This window comes from Sphingomonas asaccharolytica NBRC 15499, from assembly GCF_001598355.1.
Lineage (GTDB): Bacteria > Pseudomonadota > Alphaproteobacteria > Sphingomonadales > Sphingomonadaceae > Sphingomonas > Sphingomonas asaccharolytica.
The window spans coordinates 27,875-45,152 of record NZ_BCYU01000035.1; the positions used below are offsets into that span (position 1 = coordinate 27,875).

General features: G+C 65.3%; 15 protein-coding genes. 9 read left to right on the forward strand and 6 right to left on the reverse strand.

From position 1 onward, the window contains the following. The first annotated feature begins 120 nt into the window (after positions 1-120). The 4 genes from SAS01S_RS22805 to SAS01S_RS11285 all read left to right on the forward strand — a co-directional run bounded on the left by SAS01S_RS22805 (position 121) and on the right by SAS01S_RS11285 (position 3,391). Positions 121-801: a hypothetical protein gene (locus SAS01S_RS22805; protein ID WP_169804946.1), complete on the forward strand. Its 681-nt coding sequence runs from the start codon at positions 121-123 to the stop codon at positions 799-801. 74 nt (positions 802-875) lie between these two features. Continuing rightward, positions 876-1,322, forward strand: coding sequence for a TadE/TadG family type IV pilus assembly protein (locus SAS01S_RS11275; RefSeq protein WP_066807940.1), 447 nt, complete (start codon positions 876-878; stop codon positions 1,320-1,322). 10 nt (positions 1,323-1,332) lie between these two features. After that, positions 1,333-2,961 (forward strand): TadG family pilus assembly protein, encoded by a 1,629-nt coding sequence (locus SAS01S_RS11280; protein WP_066807942.1) that lies wholly within the window; start codon positions 1,333-1,335, stop codon positions 2,959-2,961. Between the two features lie 19 nt (positions 2,962-2,980). Then, on the forward strand, positions 2,981-3,391 hold the full coding sequence (locus SAS01S_RS11285; RefSeq protein WP_066807944.1) for a hypothetical protein: 411 nt from the start codon (positions 2,981-2,983) through the stop codon (positions 3,389-3,391). 40 nt (positions 3,392-3,431) lie between these two features. Here the strand turns inward: SAS01S_RS11285 and SAS01S_RS11290 are convergent, their stop codons facing one another. The 3 genes from SAS01S_RS11290 to SAS01S_RS11300 form a co-directional block, all read right to left on the reverse strand. After that, positions 3,432-4,295: a PAS domain-containing protein gene (locus SAS01S_RS11290; protein ID WP_157082777.1), complete on the reverse strand. Its 864-nt coding sequence runs from the start codon at positions 4,293-4,295 to the stop codon at positions 3,432-3,434. Between the two features lie 240 nt (positions 4,296-4,535). After that, a complete protein-coding gene (locus SAS01S_RS11295) occupies positions 4,536-6,587 on the reverse strand; it encodes a M13 family metallopeptidase (RefSeq protein WP_084238849.1) in 2,052 nt (683 codons plus the stop codon). A 48-nt stretch (positions 6,588-6,635) separates the two neighbouring features. Continuing rightward, the gene (locus SAS01S_RS11300) at positions 6,636-7,487 is read right to left on the reverse strand and encodes a type 1 glutamine amidotransferase domain-containing protein (protein ID WP_066807963.1); all 852 of its coding nucleotides are present in this window, start codon (positions 7,485-7,487) and stop codon (positions 6,636-6,638) included. A gap of 687 nt (positions 7,488-8,174) precedes the next feature. Here SAS01S_RS11300 and SAS01S_RS11310 point away from each other — a divergent pair. From SAS01S_RS11310 to SAS01S_RS11325, 4 genes are read left to right on the forward strand one after another with little or no spacing between them, the layout of a single operon-like run. After that, complete coding sequence (locus SAS01S_RS11310) at positions 8,175-8,915, forward strand: SGNH/GDSL hydrolase family protein (protein WP_245656857.1); 741 nt, start codon at positions 8,175-8,177, stop codon at positions 8,913-8,915. After that, positions 8,912-10,144: a GDSL-type esterase/lipase family protein gene (locus SAS01S_RS11315; RefSeq protein WP_157082778.1), complete on the forward strand. Its 1,233-nt coding sequence runs from the start codon at positions 8,912-8,914 to the stop codon at positions 10,142-10,144. The genes SAS01S_RS11310 and SAS01S_RS11315 overlap by 4 nt, the downstream gene beginning before the upstream one ends. Positions 10,145-10,148: 4 nt before the next feature. Next, positions 10,149-11,555 carry an MBOAT family O-acyltransferase gene (locus SAS01S_RS11320; protein ID WP_066807954.1) on the forward strand — a complete coding sequence of 469 codons (1,407 nt, stop codon included), beginning with the start codon at positions 10,149-10,151 and terminating at the stop codon, positions 11,553-11,555. An 11-nt stretch (positions 11,556-11,566) separates the two neighbouring features. After that, positions 11,567-11,905, forward strand: a complete 339-nt coding sequence (locus SAS01S_RS11325) for a hypothetical protein (protein WP_066807955.1) — start codon at positions 11,567-11,569, stop codon at positions 11,903-11,905. On the opposite strand, the gene SAS01S_RS11330 is transcribed toward SAS01S_RS11325, so the two are convergent. Beyond that, complete coding sequence (locus SAS01S_RS11330) at positions 11,895-12,869, reverse strand: FAD binding domain-containing protein (protein WP_066807957.1); 975 nt, start codon at positions 12,867-12,869, stop codon at positions 11,895-11,897. The genes SAS01S_RS11325 and SAS01S_RS11330 overlap by 11 nt on opposite strands. Continuing rightward, positions 12,866-13,384, reverse strand: a complete 519-nt coding sequence (locus tag SAS01S_RS11335; protein WP_084238851.1) for a 2Fe-2S iron-sulfur cluster-binding protein — start codon at positions 13,382-13,384, stop codon at positions 12,866-12,868. The genes SAS01S_RS11330 and SAS01S_RS11335 overlap by 4 nt, the downstream gene beginning before the upstream one ends. Before the next feature lie 110 nt (positions 13,385-13,494). Between SAS01S_RS11335 and SAS01S_RS11340 the strand changes: the two genes are divergently transcribed. Beyond that, positions 13,495-16,254 carry a TonB-dependent receptor gene (locus SAS01S_RS11340; protein WP_066807959.1) on the forward strand — a complete coding sequence of 920 codons (2,760 nt, stop codon included), beginning with the start codon at positions 13,495-13,497 and terminating at the stop codon, positions 16,252-16,254. A gap of 142 nt (positions 16,255-16,396) precedes the next feature. On the opposite strand, the gene SAS01S_RS11345 is transcribed toward SAS01S_RS11340, so the two are convergent. Further along, positions 16,397-17,278: glycine betaine ABC transporter substrate-binding protein (locus SAS01S_RS11345; protein ID WP_281179321.1), on the reverse strand; the 882-nt coding region annotated here is incomplete at its 5' end.

Genomic DNA, 17,278 nt, shown 5'->3' on the forward strand with positions numbered 1-17,278 from the left:
ACGACCTCCCCAATCCGACGACAAAAACTGCGCAAATTGCGCACTTGGCCTTCTGCCAGCGTCAACGGTCGTGCAACATGCGTGCGCGCAAACCCCTCGCCCATCATCGAAAAGGTTTGCATGCGACCGACGGCGACATTCTCCCCGGGCCCTCCCAGCCCCTGGCCAGCACTAGCGCCGGTCGGAGTGTTCCTGGTCGCCGCCGCGGTGCTGATCGTCGGACGCACGCCGCCGGCGATGATGTGGCTGGCGCCGATGTGCTTCGGCGCCTTCGCCTCGCTGATCCTGGTGTGGCGATCCGGGGCGCCGGTATTCGCCCAATCGGGCCTGTCGATGCTCGTCATCACCGAGCTCATGATGGTCGGCGTGCGCAGCGACGCGTTGGGGATGCGCCAGGTCGAAGGCCAAGTGTCGACCGCGGTCGCGTCCTCCGACGCCGGGGACGCTGGTCCGGCGGTGGCGACGACGCCCTCGCCGGCATCGCGCGTATCGATCGCGACGACCTCTACGGACGCCGCAGGCGAAGCGGACGACTTGTCGCGCAGGATCCAACAAAATCTGCCCGAGCACCTGCGTAACAGCGAAATACGAGGTGAATTGAAGGTCGACCGGCTCCGCTCGGATACCAGGCTGGCGCTGTCATGGTCGATCGGACCGGCGGGCAGCGCGACCTGGTGCGGATCGACCAGTGTGTTCGCCGCCGACGCCCAAGCGGGAGTCGCGCTGCTCGCCGAGGAAGTGGTAAAACGGCTGTCGCCGCCGCCCGGCGCGCGCCCCGGGTGCGGCAGTCAGCGGACGTAAAACTGCGCAGTTTGAGCAATCGCACCACGCCGGCCGCTAGCGATTTCGGCACTGCCCCAGCCTACCATGTCGTCATGACGAGCCGTGACGCCTTCCTGCCTCGCTACCGCAGCCGCCGCCGGCGGCTCCTTCATGACGAACGCGGTGCGGCGCTGGTGGAAATGGCGATGGTCCTGCCAGTGCTGATGCTGCTGATCATGGGCATCATCGTCTACGGACAATGGCTGGGTTGTGCGAATGCCCTGCAGCAAAGCGCGAATGAAGGCGCGCGCGCCAGCCTGTCGGGCCTGTCGCAGGACGAGCGCGCCCTGACCGCGCGTCAGACGGTCACCGACTCACTGTCGCATTATGACGGAATCGACCAGCGCAAGGTGGTGGTCGGCATCCAGGACGATGGCGCCACGCTTAACGTCACGGTCAATTACGACATGTCTGATCAGCCGGTGATGAAGCTGCCGTTCGTACCCATTCCCGACAAGATCCTCTCGCGCAGCGCCGCCGTGCGGCTGACCAATTTTTGAGGGGGCAAGAATGCGCACCAGACCTTCCCTGCTCGCCTCGACCAGCGGCAACGTCACGATCATGTTCGGCGGCGGCTTGCTCGCCTTCCTGGGGGTCGCCTCGCTCGCGGTCGACGCAACCAATCTCTATTTGGCCAAGCGCCACGCTCAGGGGATCGCCGATGCGGCGGCGATGGCCGCGGCAAGCAATATCGATGATGCGAGCGACGCCGCAGCCGCGGCGCGCAACGCCAATTCGATGCCGGGACTGTCGATCATGAGCGTCGAGCCGGGCCATTATACCGACGATTCGACGATTGCGGCGAGCACGCGATTCGTCGTGGGCGCCGATGGTGCCAACGCCGCGCGCGTTCGTGTCCATGCCGACGTGCCGCTCTATTTCGCCCGGATTTTCGGCAAGCCGACCGTGCCGGTCGAAGCATGGGGCACCGCCGCCCGGATCGACCTGGCCGCCTTCTCGATCGGCTCGCGGCTGGCCGGCGTCAGTGGCGGCCTGCCCAACGCCATGCTGTCGCAACTCGCCGGCACCGACCTGCAACTCAGCGCGATGGACTATCAGGCACTCGCCGGCGGGCAGATCGACATCCTCAAATTCAGCGAGGCGCTGCGCTCGCAGCTCAACGTCCAGGCCGCGACCTTCGGCGACTTGTTGAACATGCAGGCTACCTTGCCCCAGATTTCGCGCGCGATGGCCGCGTCGGTCACCGACGCCCAGGCGTCGTCGGTGCTGAGCGCCATTGCCAATCGGCTGCCGCAAACCTCGACCAAATTATCGTCGCTGATCGACCTTGGGCCGCTTGCGGAGAATACCCAGTCCGACCCGTCGCGACCGATCACCGTCGACGCTTACTCCTTGCTGCGCGGCACGCTCGAGCTTGGCGGACAGCATCAGATCAGCACCGATCTCGGCGCCACCGTGCCGGGGCTCACCTCGACCAAGATCTGGATCGCGATCGGCGAGCGGCCGGCAAATTCGCCCTGGCTCAGGGTCACCTCGGCGCATGATGTCGAGGTCCGCACGGCGCAAACGCGAATCTATCTGGACACCCAGGTCGCGCCGCAACTCGGCCTCGCCTCGCTCAGGGTCCCGATCTTTGTCGAATTGGCTGCCGCCAGCGCGAAGCTGAAGACCGTGTCCTGCTCCGGCGGGGCGAACAAGGCGACGGTCACGTTGACCGTGACGCCATCGTTGGGCGAAGCGGCGATCGCCGATGTCGATCCGGCCGCGCTGGGGAATTTCCAGGCCGCGCCGGCGCTCAATCGCGTGACGATGCTGCGCACGCCGGTCGCCAGCGTGTCCGGCTTCGCCGACGTCAAGCTGGGCGGCGCCGATCCACAGGACGTGTTCTTTTCGGCGAGCGATATTGCCAACCACACGGTGAAGCAGGTCAGCACCAACGACCTGTTACAAGGCGTTGCGTCCTCGCTGATTTCGCGGATCGACCTCAACGTTAACGTGCTGGGGCTAGGCCTGGGCCTGGGCACGCTGACGGCATTGGTCGGCCAGGTGCTCAATCTGGCGGCCGCGCCGCTCGACGGTGTGTTCGGCCAGGTGACATCGCTGCTGGGAGTTCATGTCGGGCAGGCGGACGTGTGGGTGAATGGCGTGCGGTGCGGCACGCCGGTGTTGGTCGGATAGCGACCGGGGTGGGGAGGAAATGGGTAGATCGAATTTAGTCTTCCGGCGCGACGATACCTGGCGGCCGCTCAGCTATCGGCTCGAACTGCCGGCCGAAATCCGCGAATTCCGATCGTGCCGCCTCGACATATTGCTGCTCGAACTGTCGGTCGCCGGCTGCGGATTATGGGCTGGATTCACGATCCGCATCGAACGACCGATCACCCTGTTCGTCGACGGCTTCGCGCCGATCAAGGCGAGCACTGCCTGGAGCGACAGCGGCTTCGCCGAACTGCTGTTCGACCAGCATCTGCATCTTAGCGTCGTTCAGCACATGGCCCGGGAGTCGGCTGCCTGTTGCCGTCGTGTCATGCCGTACGGCGTGCCAAGCGCCGCGCATGCCGAATTCGCGACGCTGTCCCAGGAGTTGGGGAAGCCGCTGCAAATCTGAGCGGGTGCGGCGGCGCGGGCTGGCGCCGCCCGAACCAAGTCTATTTGCGCGTCACCACCATCACCGCGCCTTCGCTGCCATAAACGCCGCGCAGATCCTTGATCGCCCCGACCGCCGGGACAGTGGTGCCGTCGTTGCGCAGGAATTCGGTTTCGAACCGTTGCGTACCGCCATGGCTCAGCACGGTCTCGATCGCTTCGCGCAGCATCACGCGCTGCCCTACCGGGACGAGGTCGACGACGGAGACGTTGGACAGCCGCTCGCGGGGAAGCTGCAGCAGGTCGCTCATCGCGGCGTCGACTTCCTCGATCCGTCCGCGCACATTGAACCAGATATAGCCGATCCCACCATGCGCCAGGATCGCTTCGATCAGCGCCTTCTTGGTGTCGGCCAGCCGATAGGCCTTCACGTCGTCGGTAATATCGCGCGCTAGCATCACCACACCCTGGTGCGTCCGGAACGTCTCCATCCGGTGCCAGGTGTCGGACCCGAATAGACCCGGCAGCTCGAACGAACACGGCTCACCCGTGCGCTCGGTCCGATTGCAATAGCTCTCGAACATGGTTTCCCTGAGCGCCGGAAAAGCATCGAACAAGCCGCTCCCGGGAAGCGCCCCTTCCGCTTTGCGCGCCATCGCATGCGCGGTGCGATTGGCCATGATGATATTGCGCTCTTCATCGACGACGACGAGCAATAATGGCAGCCAGTCGGCGAGTTCCTGGTTGGAAAAGAGCGAGTCATGATCGTCGCTTTTCGCGGTGGCGATAAATTCGTGATAATTCGCGATCGGGAGCAGAGCGTGGGTTTCGCGCCCATGATGCGTGACGAATACTGTCCTACCGGCCTGACTAAGATGGCCGAATTGGCGCGCAAATTCCGACGCTCTTACAAAAATCCCTTGCACCACGCCCCCCTCACACGGCTGACGCTTTATACTTCCGGCATTGATTACCACACTAGGCAACTTGAGTTTATAACGTATGTATCGGACAATCACTATCTTCTGGTAAATCTAACTCAAAATGGGTACGATTTATACGTCGGAGATATCGAAAGATGTTGGCCGATGTCGCTTCCATACTATTACGGTAGCGTGCGGGGCCGCGCGGCCAAAAAGCGGGGAGATTCGAGTCTGTCCGAGTCGCTACCAGATCGCCGCCCGATCGACGGGCGCCAGATATAGCGGGTCGGCGGCGCTGACTCCGAACGCACGCACCCACGCCTCGAGGTTGCGCGCGGTCCACACGCGTTGCGCGGCGGGAGCATGCGGGTTGGTCAGCAGCCGCCTCCTGAGGTCGGCGTCGCGATATTTCAGCCGCCAAATCTGCGCCCAGCCCAGGAAGAAACGCTGGTCGCCCGTCAAGCCCGCGATCACCGGTGCCTCTCGCCCACCCAGCGAGGCGCGATACGCGTTATAAGCGATCGTCAGCCCGCCCAAGTCGGCTATATTCTCCCCGAGGGTCAGCGCACCGTTGACGTGAAGCGCGGGCAGCGGCTCGTATTTGTCGAATTGCGCGGCCAGCACTGCGGTGCGTTTCGCGAACGCGGTACGATCGGCCGCCGACCACCACGATGCCAGCCGCCCCTGCTCGTCATATTTGGCGCCTTGATCGTCGAACTGGTGCGTCATCTCGTGCGCGATCGACGCGCCTATGCCGCCATAATTGACTGCGGGATCGACCGCCGGATCGAAGAAGGGTGGCTGCAGAATCGCGGCCGGAAAGGTGATCGCGACCTTGGGGTAATTGGCGAAGGCGTCGACGGTCATCGGCGTCGCGCTCCATTCCCAGCGATAGATAGCTCGCCCGATCTTGGCCGCTTCCCAATCGTGGCGAAACTCGGCAGCGCGCATGGCGTTGCCGAACGCGTCGCCGTCGCGCATCGTGAGGCCGGCATAAACGTGCCAGCGGTCGGGATAGCCGATCTGGGCATGGAACGCGGCAAGCTTGCGGTGCGCGCGCACTTTCGTCTCCGGCGTCATCCAGTCGAGCGCGTCGATCCGGCGGTTAAAGGCCGCGACCAAATTGCCCACCATCGCCTCGGCGGCGGTGCGCGTCGCCGGCGCGAAATGACGCGCGACGTAGAGTTTGCTGACCTCGTCGGGTACTGCATCGAGGACGAAGGCGATCGCCCGGCGCCAGCGCGGCTCCGGCGTGTCGACACCGTCGATCACGTGACCGTAAAAAGCGAAATCGGCGCCGCGTGGCTCCGCGGGCAGGACTTCAGCATAACGATGCAGCGTGCGGACGATCAGCATCGCACGCATCGTGGCGACGGGCGCGGCATCGATCAGGCGCAAGGTCCTGGCAACGGCATCGGGCTGGCGCACGATGATCCGCGCGGTGCGATAGCCCAGCGCCCGCACCAGTGCGGCGACGCGATAGCGGGAGCGCCCGGCATCGAGCGACGACACGGCAACGGGATTGTAGGTCCGCGCCGCGTCGCGGCTATCGGCCGCCGACCATTGGCTTGCCGCGATCGCCGTCTCCAGGCGAAACACGGCGTCCGCGGTGCTGTCAGGTCCCGCGACGCCCGCGACCTTCAACATCCGGATAAGGTAATCGCGATACGCGGCGCGCGCCTGTCGCATCGCCGGGATGTCGGAAGTATAATAATCGCGATCGGGCATGCCGAGCACGCCTTGCGACACGGTGAGCGCATAATGGCCGGGATCGCGATCGTCGGGCTCGACCGCAAAGGCAAGCGGCAGATCGACCCCGCGCCGGCCAGCCCGTGCGGCAGCGGCCCAATAATCGTCAGGCGACCGGGCCGCCCGCAGCCTCGCGAGCCAAGCGTTCGCCGACGCCATGCCCAGCCGGTCGATACGATCCTGGTCGCGGAACGCGCGATAGGCGGTGCCGGCGCGGCTCGCGCGATCGCGTGCCAGTTCGTCGAGGATGGCATGGACCCGGGTCCGGCTGAGATCGTCGAGCTGACCAATCGTGCCAATGCTCGACCGGTCGGCGGGAATCGCGGTGCGTCGCTCCCAGGCGCCATTGGCGTAGCGGAAGAAGTCGGTCCCCGGGGCGACGCTGCGGTCCATGCCGCTGACGTCGAATCCCGAGGCGGCGGTCGGGCCGTCCGCACCACCCCGGCCGGGAATCGCGATTGCAGCCAAGATGGCCAAGCCCGGCGCGCACCTGCGGGCAACGCCGATCAATCGCGCGATCGCAGGCCATTGAAATGGTTGACTCATCCGTCGCGGCTCCTCCGGAACCGCCTAGCAGCGCGCGGCCCGCCCGGGCTAGTCCAACAATTCGGCGATATTCGCGGCAAAGGTATGCGCGTCGCCCGGCCAGCGCGCGGAGACATACTTGCCGTCGCGCACCACCCAGGCAGGGCGGGCATCGTCGATCGTATCGCGCGCCAGCCCACTCGTCTTGCGCCGGAAATCCGGCGCGCCATGTGGCACGTCGACATAATCGCCAGGGCTAGCCAGCGCGCGCATCACCTCGGCCTCGACCGACATATAGCCCTCAGGCTGGCCCGGTTCCTCGACATAGGTGCGGTAATAATCGCGATCCCACCAGCGCCCGACATGCGCGAGCGCGCTGGCGGCGCGCTCCTGCGCCCAGGTCAACGATGCCGTGCGGCGGCCGTACAGCACCGACTTGCCATCGTCGCGATGGCTGCGCGCGGCGAGCAACACGCCGTGGCAGATCGCGCCGACCGGCTTGTCGGCATCGAAAAAGGCCACCACCAGCCGCTGCAGCACCGCGCTTTCGAGATAGTCGCGCATCCCGCGCGCCCGATGGCCGCCGGGCAGCACCAGCCCATCGAAATCACCGGCCGAGGCCTGATCCCAGCGCAGCGGCGTGTGGAAATGCGGGTCGCGTTCGAGTTCGGTAAAAGCACGCCGCGCATCGCGATTGGCGCGCAGGACCAGCCCGATCAGGCGGACGCGGCGTAGTCCCGGCACTCGGCTCCAAGGATCGAGCCCCACACCGTCGAGCATGATGGGATCGGCCGGTGCCGGTCCACCATCCGGCGTCGCGAAACGGACCTCATGTCCGCGATCGGTGAGCACGCGCCAACTGACCGCCACCTCGGATGGATCGAAATCGCGATGCGGCAGCGGCATGATGACGCGGGCCATCGGCAATCCTTTCCGGTCGATCGCGTGATGGTGCCGCAGCGACCGGGGCAAGGCAATCGACGCGCAAGCGATTGACGGTTGGACGCGACTCGCGGCCGGGACCCGATCAGAATCGCTCGAATCCCAAATGACTTTCGTTTCGTCGCTCTGAAGGCACGGCTCATCGTCATTACAGCTCGGTTCGTCGCGAGAATGATCGCGAGACAAAGTGTCGCCGCCGAAACGATCCGTGTTTTAGTCGCAAGGATCGTCAGCTGGTCCCTAAAACAGCTGAAAAATTCTACCGATAGTAACGAGATCGAATACTGCCGCCCGATTCTTGCCACGCTTTCGCGGATAGATCACGCCTAATACGCGGATGAGACATTTAGCCTGCCCCAATTACGTCAATTTGTTGATGGGACCTAAATATAGTCTGCTACTGTTATAAGTAATTATCGCCGTATCTCAATTAAATACTGTTGCCTGTTAGCCGAACTAGGCGTATCTGGACACCATACTCGAACTAACGGGTTCACCATGCCATTGCCATTCATAGTATTGGACCGCTCCGCGGTTCTCCTCCTCGGCGTGTGCGCCGGTTCCGCTATAGGTCTCGGCTTTGCCGGACACGCCGGTTCTAGCGCGCCCGCAGTAAAAGCCCCCGTCTGCGCCATTCCCGCCACGACGAACGCCGCACCGCCCGAAGTGATTGCAGCACGCCTGTGTGGATCGGTGCCGCAAAAGCAGTTGATCGCCACCTTGCGCCAAGGCCGTCCGGTGCGCGTCGCGGTATTCGGCGATTCGTACGGCGATGGCGTGTGGTGGGCGCTGCAGCAGCAATTGCCACGTGCGAGTTTCGACGTCGTCAAATATAGCCAGCCGGCAACGGGCTTCACTCACTACAAGCGGCTCAACATCGAGGCGCATACCGCCGAGCAGATCGGGTCCGAAGCGATCGACATCGCCGTGGTCTCGTTCGGCGCCAACGATGCCCTGGGTATCGTCACCGACGACGGCAAATACGGCCCGATGCTCGGCGAGCGCTGGAAAACGCAGATCGCGGCCCGGCTCGACCGTTTCGTCGGGCTGCTCCGCCGGCACCATGCGATGGTCTATTGGGTCGGCCTGCCGCGGATGCGCGAGGCGCAAACCGACGCCGATATCGGCGCGGTCAACGCTTTCTACGCGAGCGAAATGGCCAGGCTCGACGTGCCGGTCATCGACACCCGCCCGCTCGTGTCGGACAAAAAAGGTCAATATGCCGACTATCTGCCTGCCCCCGGGAGCGGCAAGCCCACGTTGCTGCGCGCAGGCGACGGCATCCACATGTCGATGGCCGGCTATCTGTGGATCACCAAGGGATTGGCGACGCGGATCAGCGATTATGTCGACGCGACCCGCGCGATCGACACGGCTCCTGCTTCGGCGCCCGAGGTCGCACAGTGAAGGCGCTCGCTCTTGCCCTGGCGTTGCTCTTCCCCAGCGCCGCCGCTGCCGACGATTGCCAGCGCGAGGCTTGCAATCTCGCGACGCTCAGGCCGGTCTTCACCCGGCTCGACGCGGCGCGCGCGCGGACCCCAGGCATGCGGCCGGTGCATATCGTCCAGATCGGCGACAGCCATACCGCGGGCGATGTGCTGACCGGCGCGTGGCGCGACCTGCTCCAGGCACGTTACGGCAATGGCGGGCGCGGCGTGCTCGCCGCCGGGCGGCCATGGGATGGCTACATCACCCATGGGATTACAGCGACGATGTCGCCCGGCTGGCGGATCGCCGCGAGCTTCGGCAAGGGGTCGGACTATGCGGCCGTCCCACTCGGCCTGTCGAGCTATTCGCTGACCTCGCTCGAGCCCGGCGCGACGATCGGGCTGACCACCGACAGCCCGGCGATGGATTTCGACCGCTTCGTGCTGTGCGCGATGGCCGGCCCCAATGATGCGACGCTGACCGTGCGGCTCGGCGGAGTCGACCAGCGCATCACGCTCGACGCTCCCGTCTCGACCCCGCGCTGCACGACGATCCGCAGCGCTACGCGGCAATCGTCAGTCACCGTGACCGCCGGCGATCGTCCCACGACGATCACCTCCTGGGCGACGTTCCACGACCAGGGCGGCGTGGTGCTGTCCAATCTCGGTGTGGTCGGCGCGCAGTTGCGGCATTTCGGCCGCACCGACGATGCGGTGATCGCCGAGGAATTGCGCGCTTATGCGCCCGATCTGATCGTGCTGGCCTTCGGCACCAATGAGGGGTTCTCGCCGCACCTAGATCCGCTCGACTACGAAACGGTTTTGCGCGGTCAAATCGATCGGTTGCGCACGCTCGCGCCCGGCGTCCCATTGCTGATGCTCGGCCCACCCGACGCGTTGACCCGTAATCAGGCGCTCAAGGCCAATGCGGAGGGCGCGCTGCTCGGCTGCCCCGATGCGGTAACGCCCCCTTTGATCGCACCGCCGGCGCTCGGGCGGGTTCGCGGCATCCAGCGCGACGTCGCGCGCGATCTCGGCATCGCCCTCTGGGATTGGCAAGCAGCGATGGGCGGCCCGTGCGCTGCACGCGCGTGGACGAACGCAGTGCCGCCGATGATGCGCCCCGACCATGTCCATTTCCGCTGGCCCGGTGGTCAGGCGCTCGCCGCCCGGCTCCAGGCCGATCTCGACGCTGCTACGAGCGAGTGACGCGATGCTGTTCCCGACGCTGACCTTCGGCCTGTTCTTCCTGGTCGTCTTCCCCGCGGTGTGGGCCGCGCGATCGAACGAATGGCGCAAATTGCTGCTGCTCGTCGCGAGTTGGGTATTCTATGGCGCGTGGGACTGGCGTTTCGTACCGCTGTTGATCGGCTCTGCGCTGATCAACTGGGGCATCGCCGCGCTGATCGCGCGTAGCGACGATGCACGTGCCCGCAAGACGCTGCTGATCGGCGGCGTCGCGGCCAATCTCTTGGTGCTCGGTTTCTTCAAATATTTCGACTTCTTCGCGGAGCAAGCGGGCAGCCTGCTCACCCTGTTCGGGATCGGTCAGGACGCGCCGCTGATGCAGGTGATCCTGCCCGTCGGCATCTCGTTCTTCACTTTCCAGGGAATCAGCTACGTCGTCGATGTGCATCGCGGGCGCGTCCCCGCCGCGCGATTGCTCGACATATTGCTGCTGATGTCGTTCTTTCCGCACCTCGTCGCCGGGCCGATCGTCCGCGCCGCCGATCTCGTGCCCCAGTTCCAACAGACTCCAAAGCTCAATCGCGGGATGGTCTCGATGGGGCTGCTGCTGATCGTCTGGGGATTGTTCAAGAAAGCGGTGACCGCCTCCGAGCTGGCGACGCAATTCGTCGACCCCGTTTTCTCGGCGCCTTCCGCCCATGGCTCGCTCGACCTGATCGTCGCGGCCTATGGCTATGCGGTCCAGATCTATTGCGATTTCTCGGCCTATTCGGACATGGCGATCGGCATCGCCGCCTTGCTCGGCTATCGCTTCCCACGCAATTTCGATCGGCCTTACCGATCGGCCTCGCTCCAGGAATTCTGGCGGCGCTGGCATATCAGCCTATCGCGCTGGCTGCGCGATTACCTCTATATCGAGGGGCTGGGCGGCAGCCGCGGCGGCAAGTTCAGGCTCTATCGCAACCTGATGATCACCATGCTGCTCGGTGGGCTGTGGCATGGCGCCGCCTGGACCTTCGTGATCTGGGGCGGGCTGCACGGCGCGGCATTGGTGGTCGAGCGGGTCTGGGCAACGAGCCCGCGCACTCGAGAGATCGTCCTGCCGCATTGGGCGAAGGTCGTGCTGACCTTCCATGTCGTGACTTTAGGATGGATCTTCTTCCGCGCGGCGAGCTTCGGTGACGCGCTGGCCTATCTCGGCGGGATTGTCGCGCCGGCGACGGGTGCGGTCACCGTCACGCCGCTGATCGTCGTGCTGATCGCGTTCGGCCTCGCCATCCACGCGTTGCGCTGGGACTCGATGACGCGGTTCGCCGAGCGGCTGCGCAGCTTGCCCGCTCCCGCACTCGCCGGCGCATTGGTCGCGGCGATGCTGGTGGTCGACGCGATGCGCTTCGAAGGGATCGCGCCCTTCATCTACTTCCGTTTCTGAGAGAGCCGATCATGTCCGACCTTTACGAATTCCCCGTCGATCTTCCCGATGAAGGCGATGACGGCCAGGCGACGCTCAAATGGGCCAGCATGATCGTTGCGCTGGCCACCCTGGGGCTGGCGATATTCAATCCGACCGCGATCAGCGGCTGGGTCGACGACCTGCCGCCGGGGCCGACCAATGTCCGCGTCGCGGCGATCGGCGAAGGCTGGGCCGAGACCGCCGACCGGATCGGCCTGGGCATGGGTCACGCCAGGCTTCACGCGGCGTGGAAGACCGCCGAGCGCACCGATTGGAAAGGCCGTCAGCCGGTCGAGATGGCGGCGACCGACCAGCCCGCTACGCCGTGAGGTCGCGTAGGCATGCGATCAGCGTGCGCCGCGCGAGCACGATCTTGAAGTCGTTATGGCCGTACCCGCGCGCATCCTTGAGCAACGCGTCGGCAGCCGCCTCGAACGCCTCGGTTCCGGCAGCCTTGCCGACCAGGGCCGCCTCTGCCTCGGCACTGCGCCACGGCATCGGTGCCAGCCCGCCGAAAGCCAGTCGCGCCGAGGTGATCACATCATCCTCAACCGCCACCACCGCCGCGATCGACACCAAGGCAAAGGCATAGGACGCGCGGTCGCGTACCTTGCGATAGAGTTGCCGCCCCGGTGGCGGCGCGGGCAGCTCGATCGCAACGATCAGTTCGCCTGGCTGGAGGTTGGTCTCGATTTCGGGCGTATCGCCCGGCAAGCGGTAGAGATCTCCGAGCGCGATCCGCCGTTCTGCCCCATCGGGCAGCGCCGTCACCACCACCGCATCGAGCGCGCGCAACGCTACCGCCATGTCCGATGGGTGGGTCGCGATGCACGAAGCCGACGCGCCGAGCACCGCGTGGATGCGGTTGAACCCACCAATCGCGTCACACCCGCTACCAGGCTCGCGCTTGTTGCAGGCCGCCGCCGTCTCGTAGAAATAATAGCAGCGCGTCCGCTGCAGCAGATTACCCGCGGTCGATGCCTTGTTGCGCAATTGCGCCGACGCTCCCGCCAGCACGGCCCGGCTCAGCATCGGATAATGCGCGCGGATCAGCGGGTGCGCGGCGAGATCGCTATTGGGCACCAGCGCCCCGATCCGCACGCCGCCGCCATCGATTTCTTCGACTCCATCGAGCGCGAGCCGGCTGATGTCGACCAGCTTGCCCGGCGTGTCGACCTGCAATTTCATCAGGTCGATCAGATTTGTCCCGCCGGCAATATACCGCCCGCCGCTGGCCCCCGCCGCCAGCGCCTCGTCCACCGTTTCGGCGCGCGCATAGTCGAACGGCTTCATTCCGCCGCCTCCGCCAGCGCGCCATCAGCCTCGGCCACCTCGCGGATCGCCGCGACGATCGTCGGATAGGCCGAACAGCGGCAAATATTGCCGCTCATCCGCTCGCGTATCTCCATGTCGTCGAGCACGACATGGTCGAGATCGTCGCTGACATGGCTCGGCCAGCCCTGCGCGACTTCGTCGAGCATCGCGGTCGCCGAACAGATCTGCCCCGGCGTGCAATAGCCGCATTGGAAACCGTCATGATGGAGGAACGCCGCCTGCAACGGGCTGAGATGGTCGGGCGTGCCGAGCCCCTCGATCGTCACCACCTCGTCGCCCTCATGCATCACCGCCAGGCTGAGACAGGCGTTGATCCGCCGCCCGTCGACCAGCACCGTGCACGCGCCGCACTGGCCGTGGTCGCACCCCTTCTTGGCGCCAGTCAGACCGAGATGTTCGCGCAACAGGTCGAGCAAGGTGGTGCGGACGTCCGCCTCCACCTCACGCGCTTCGCCGTTGACGGTGATCCGCATCGCCTTCTCCCGGGAAAAACCGCGCCGTCAGGAAGGCACCGAAACGGCACAATTCTGCGACAATTCGAATGTAGTGGCCTGCATTGCTCCCGACCAGTAGCGGATAATAAATGCGTCGTTCGATTAGCCTTGCCCTGTTGCTTGCCGGCAGCGCGCCCGTCGCGCTCCACGCCCAGACCGCGCCTGCGCCCGCGCCGAGTCCCGCACCGCCGCAGTCGAAGCCCGCGTCCGCACCGCAATCGGCGGACGATGGCGCGGACGAGAGCGACATCGTCGTCACCGGCTCGCGGAGCCTGCCCGGTGCGGTCGTCGGCGACATTCCGCCCGAACAATCGCTCGGCCCGGCCGATGTGCGTTCGTACGGCGTCAACAGCGTCAGCGACCTGCTCAACGAACTCGCCCCGCAGATCCGCAGCGACCGCGGATCGGGCGGCGCGCCGGTCGTGCTGCTCAATGGCCGGCGCATCTCGAGCTTCGCCGAAATCCGCGACTTGCCGACCGAGGCGATCGCGCGCGTCGACATCCTGCCCGAGGAAGTCGCGCTCAAATACGGCTATGCCGCCGACCAGAAGGTCGTGAACATCGTCCTGCGCCAGCGTTTCAAGTCGATTACCACCGAGCTAGGCGACCAGGTCGCGACCGAAGGCGGCCGCAACACGCCGTCGGTGACCGGCGACATCGTCACGATCCGCCGCAACAACCGTTTCAGTTTGCACGCCGGCTATACCGATAGTTCGCCGCTGTACGAAAATGAGCGCGACATCCTGTCGCCGATAAGCAAGCCCGCCGTACCGGGGACGATCGATCTCAATCCGGGCTTCGACCAGCGACCCTATCGCACGCTCTTGTCGTCGAGCCGCAATTTCCAGACTAACCTCGTCTACGCCCGACCGCTGGGCAAGGTGAATGCGACGATCAACGGTACGTTTCAGTACACCGAATCGACCGGCGCCCAAGGCCTGCCGACGCTCGATTTGACCTTGCCCGCGGGCAATCCGTTTTCGACCTCCGCCGGCGATGTCGACATCGACCGTGTCGCGACCGGCTACGATCCGCTCAAGCAACGCAGTTCGGCGCTGACCTATCATCTCGGCACCGGCTTTAACGGCCAGTTCGGGACGCAATGGCGCTGGTCGCTGACCGCCAATTACGACCGCGTCGACAGCGAGACGTTCAGCGAGACGGGGTTCGACGTCAGCGCGCTTCAGGCCAGGCTCGATGCGGGCGACCCGACCTTCAATCCGCTCGGCCCGATTAATCCGCTCGATTATGCAGTGGCGCCGGCCAATCGCGGACAATCGACATCGAATAGCGGTGGCATCGACGCGCTGGTCAACGGCAAGCTGCTCAAGCTGCCCGCCGGCGACATCTCGACCGCGATCCGCGTCGGAGGTTCCTTGTCGAGCCTCGACAGCCAGTCGTATCGCTTCGACTCGCAGAGCGGGTTGGTCAGCACCAGCGGATCGACCACGCGCAACGAGGCCTCGGGTCAGATCAATCTCGATGTGCCGATCGCGAGCAAGTCCAAACATGTCCTGGCGTTCATCGGGGACCTGTCGCTCAACGGCAATTACGCGGTCCATCAGTTGTCGGACTTCGGCACGCTGACCACTCGTGGTTACGGCGCTAATTGGCAGCCGATCCAGGGCGTGCGGTTCATCGCCTCGGTGACCGATCAGGACGATGCCCCGTCCGCGGCGCAGCTTGCCAATCCCACGGTCGTCACGCCGAATGTCCGCGTATTCGACTATGTCAAAGGCGAGACGGTCAGCGTCACCAGCACGACCGGTGGCAATCCCTTCCTCAACGCCGACAGCAAGCATACGCTGAAGATCGGCCTGACGTTGAAGCCGTGGGAAAAGACCGACTTCACGCTGACCGCCAATTACGTGAAGTCGAGCGTGCGCAACGCGATCTCCGGCTTCCCGTCGGCGACCGCCGCGGTGGAGACCGCCTTTCCCGACCGTTTCACGCGCGACGCCGATGGTGACTTGACCGCGATCGATACGCGCGCGGTGAATTTCGCGCGCACCGACCGCTCCGAATTGCGCTGGGGCTTCAATTTCTCTCATCCGCTCAAGTCGAAGCTGCAGAAACAGATCGAGGCGTTCCGTGCCGGCAAGGGTCCCAATCCGTTCCAGGGCTTGCGCCTGCCTAACAACCGCCGCTTCGGCGAACGGCCACCAGGCGATGGCAGCACACCCAATGGCACCGGCACGCCGCCAGCAGACGGTAACAACCCTAACGCGACGCAGCCCCAGGATGGCGCAGCCGGCGGCGGCCGTCCGGGTGGCGGACGCTTTGGCGGTGGCGGGTTCGGCGGCGGCGGCTTCGGTGGCGGCGGTGGGCGCGGTGGCGGCGGACGCGGTGCGTTCGGCGGTGGCGGCGGGCGCTTGCAATTCGCTTTCTACCACACCTGGCATTTCACCGATCGGGTCGAGATTTCCCCGACGCTCCCGGTTATCGACTTGCTCAACGGCGGCGCGATCGGGTCGGGTGGCCAGTCGCGCCACGAACTCGAGGCGCAGGCCGGCTATTCCAATAACGGCCTGGGCGTCCGCCTGTCGGCCGATTGGCAGAGCGGTACGCATGTGTTGGGCGGCACCCCGGGCAACCCGAACCCGCTCGATTTTTCTAGCCTCGGGACGATCAATCTGCGCTTCTTCGCCGACCTCACCCAGCAGCTCAAGTTCCTCAAGAAGAACCCCTGGGCCGCGGGGATGCGGGTGACACTGGCGCTCAACAACGTCCTCGATTCGCGCCAGCGCGTCCGCGACGCCAATGGCGACACGCCGATCAGTTATCAGCCCGATTATCTCGACCCGATGGGCCGGACGATCCGACTGAGTGTGAGGAAGGTGTTTTTTTAGGCCCAGCGTCCCCCGGAATAGCGGCCGCTATTCCGGGAGAGACGCCGGCCCGGCCGGCGACGCCAAAGGCGCCGTCCGACGCGGCTTTGCCGCGGCGAGAAGCCGGCTACCGCGCTCGCGCCACCAGCGCTCCCGCGCGCCCCTACAACCCCACTTTCTTCTCCAGCCACCGCGCCGCCGCATCGGGACTGACCTTCCCGACGTCGCGATCGACCATGTAATTGGCCTCGCGCATCGCCTCGATCGGCACGCGGCCGATCAGCGGCTTCAACGCCGCGATCATCCGCGCATCCCTGGCGTGGCGCGGGGCGATGGTCAGGATCGCATCGTAATTGGGGATAGCTCCCCTGGGATCGCTCAGCACGGTCAGCCTGTCCGCCGCGATCCGCCCGTCGGACGAGAAAGCCGAGATGACGTCCGCCTGCCCGCTTTCGAGCGCGCGATACATGAAGGTCGGGTTGTAGGCATGGGCCGACCCGAAGCGGATCGGATAGGCGGCGCGCACCGCTTTCCATTCGGGGCGTTCGAGGAATTCAAGATCGGCGCCGAACTTCAGATCGGACGCCTTGGCCACCAGATCGTCAAGGCTGGCGATCCCCAGCGCCTTGGCGCGATCGCCGCGCATCGCGAAGGCATAGGCATTTTCGAACCCCATCCGCCCGAGCAAATTGAGTCCCTGCTTCGCTTGCCAGTCGCGGATCGCCGCCAGCATCGCATCGCGTGGCGGCGTGTCGGTCCGCTTCATCTCGTTGGTCCAGATCGTGCCGGTATAATCGACCGCGACGTCGACATCGCTCGACGTCAGCGCGGCGAACATCACGCCCGATCCCAGCCCTTCCTTGTAGCGCACGCGATAACCCGCCGCCTCGAGCCGATGGCCGATCATCCGCGCCAGGATATATTGTTCGGAAAACCCTTTGGCCCCGATCGTCACCGTTTCCTGCCGCGCCGGCAGCGCGGGGAGCAAGGCGACCACGACGCCGAGCGCGAGGGCGCCGAACGCGATCCACGCGCCGAGCCGCTT

Coding starts and splice junctions, on each gene's coding strand:
- SAS01S_RS11275 (WP_066807940.1), top strand. CDS start 876: ATGACGAGCCGTGACGCCTTCCTGCCTCGCTACCGCAGCCGCCGCCGG.
- SAS01S_RS11295 (WP_084238849.1), bottom strand. CDS start 6,587: ATGAGTCAACCATTTCAATGGCCTGCGATCGCGCGATTGATCGGCGTT.
- SAS01S_RS11320 (WP_066807954.1), top strand. CDS start 10,149: ATGCTGTTCCCGACGCTGACCTTCGGCCTGTTCTTCCTGGTCGTCTTC.
- SAS01S_RS11325 (WP_066807955.1), top strand. CDS start 11,567: ATGTCCGACCTTTACGAATTCCCCGTCGATCTTCCCGATGAAGGCGAT.
- SAS01S_RS11300 (WP_066807963.1), bottom strand. CDS start 7,487: ATGGCCCGCGTCATCATGCCGCTGCCGCATCGCGATTTCGATCCATCC.
- SAS01S_RS22805 (WP_169804946.1), top strand. CDS start 121: ATGCGACCGACGGCGACATTCTCCCCGGGCCCTCCCAGCCCCTGGCCA.
- SAS01S_RS11340 (WP_066807959.1), top strand. CDS start 13,495: ATGCGTCGTTCGATTAGCCTTGCCCTGTTGCTTGCCGGCAGCGCGCCC.
- SAS01S_RS11335 (WP_084238851.1), bottom strand. CDS start 13,384: ATGCGGATCACCGTCAACGGCGAAGCGCGTGAGGTGGAGGCGGACGTC.
- SAS01S_RS11330 (WP_066807957.1), bottom strand. CDS start 12,869: ATGAAGCCGTTCGACTATGCGCGCGCCGAAACGGTGGACGAGGCGCTG.
- SAS01S_RS11280 (WP_066807942.1), top strand. CDS start 1,333: ATGCGCACCAGACCTTCCCTGCTCGCCTCGACCAGCGGCAACGTCACG.
- SAS01S_RS11285 (WP_066807944.1), top strand. CDS start 2,981: ATGGGTAGATCGAATTTAGTCTTCCGGCGCGACGATACCTGGCGGCCG.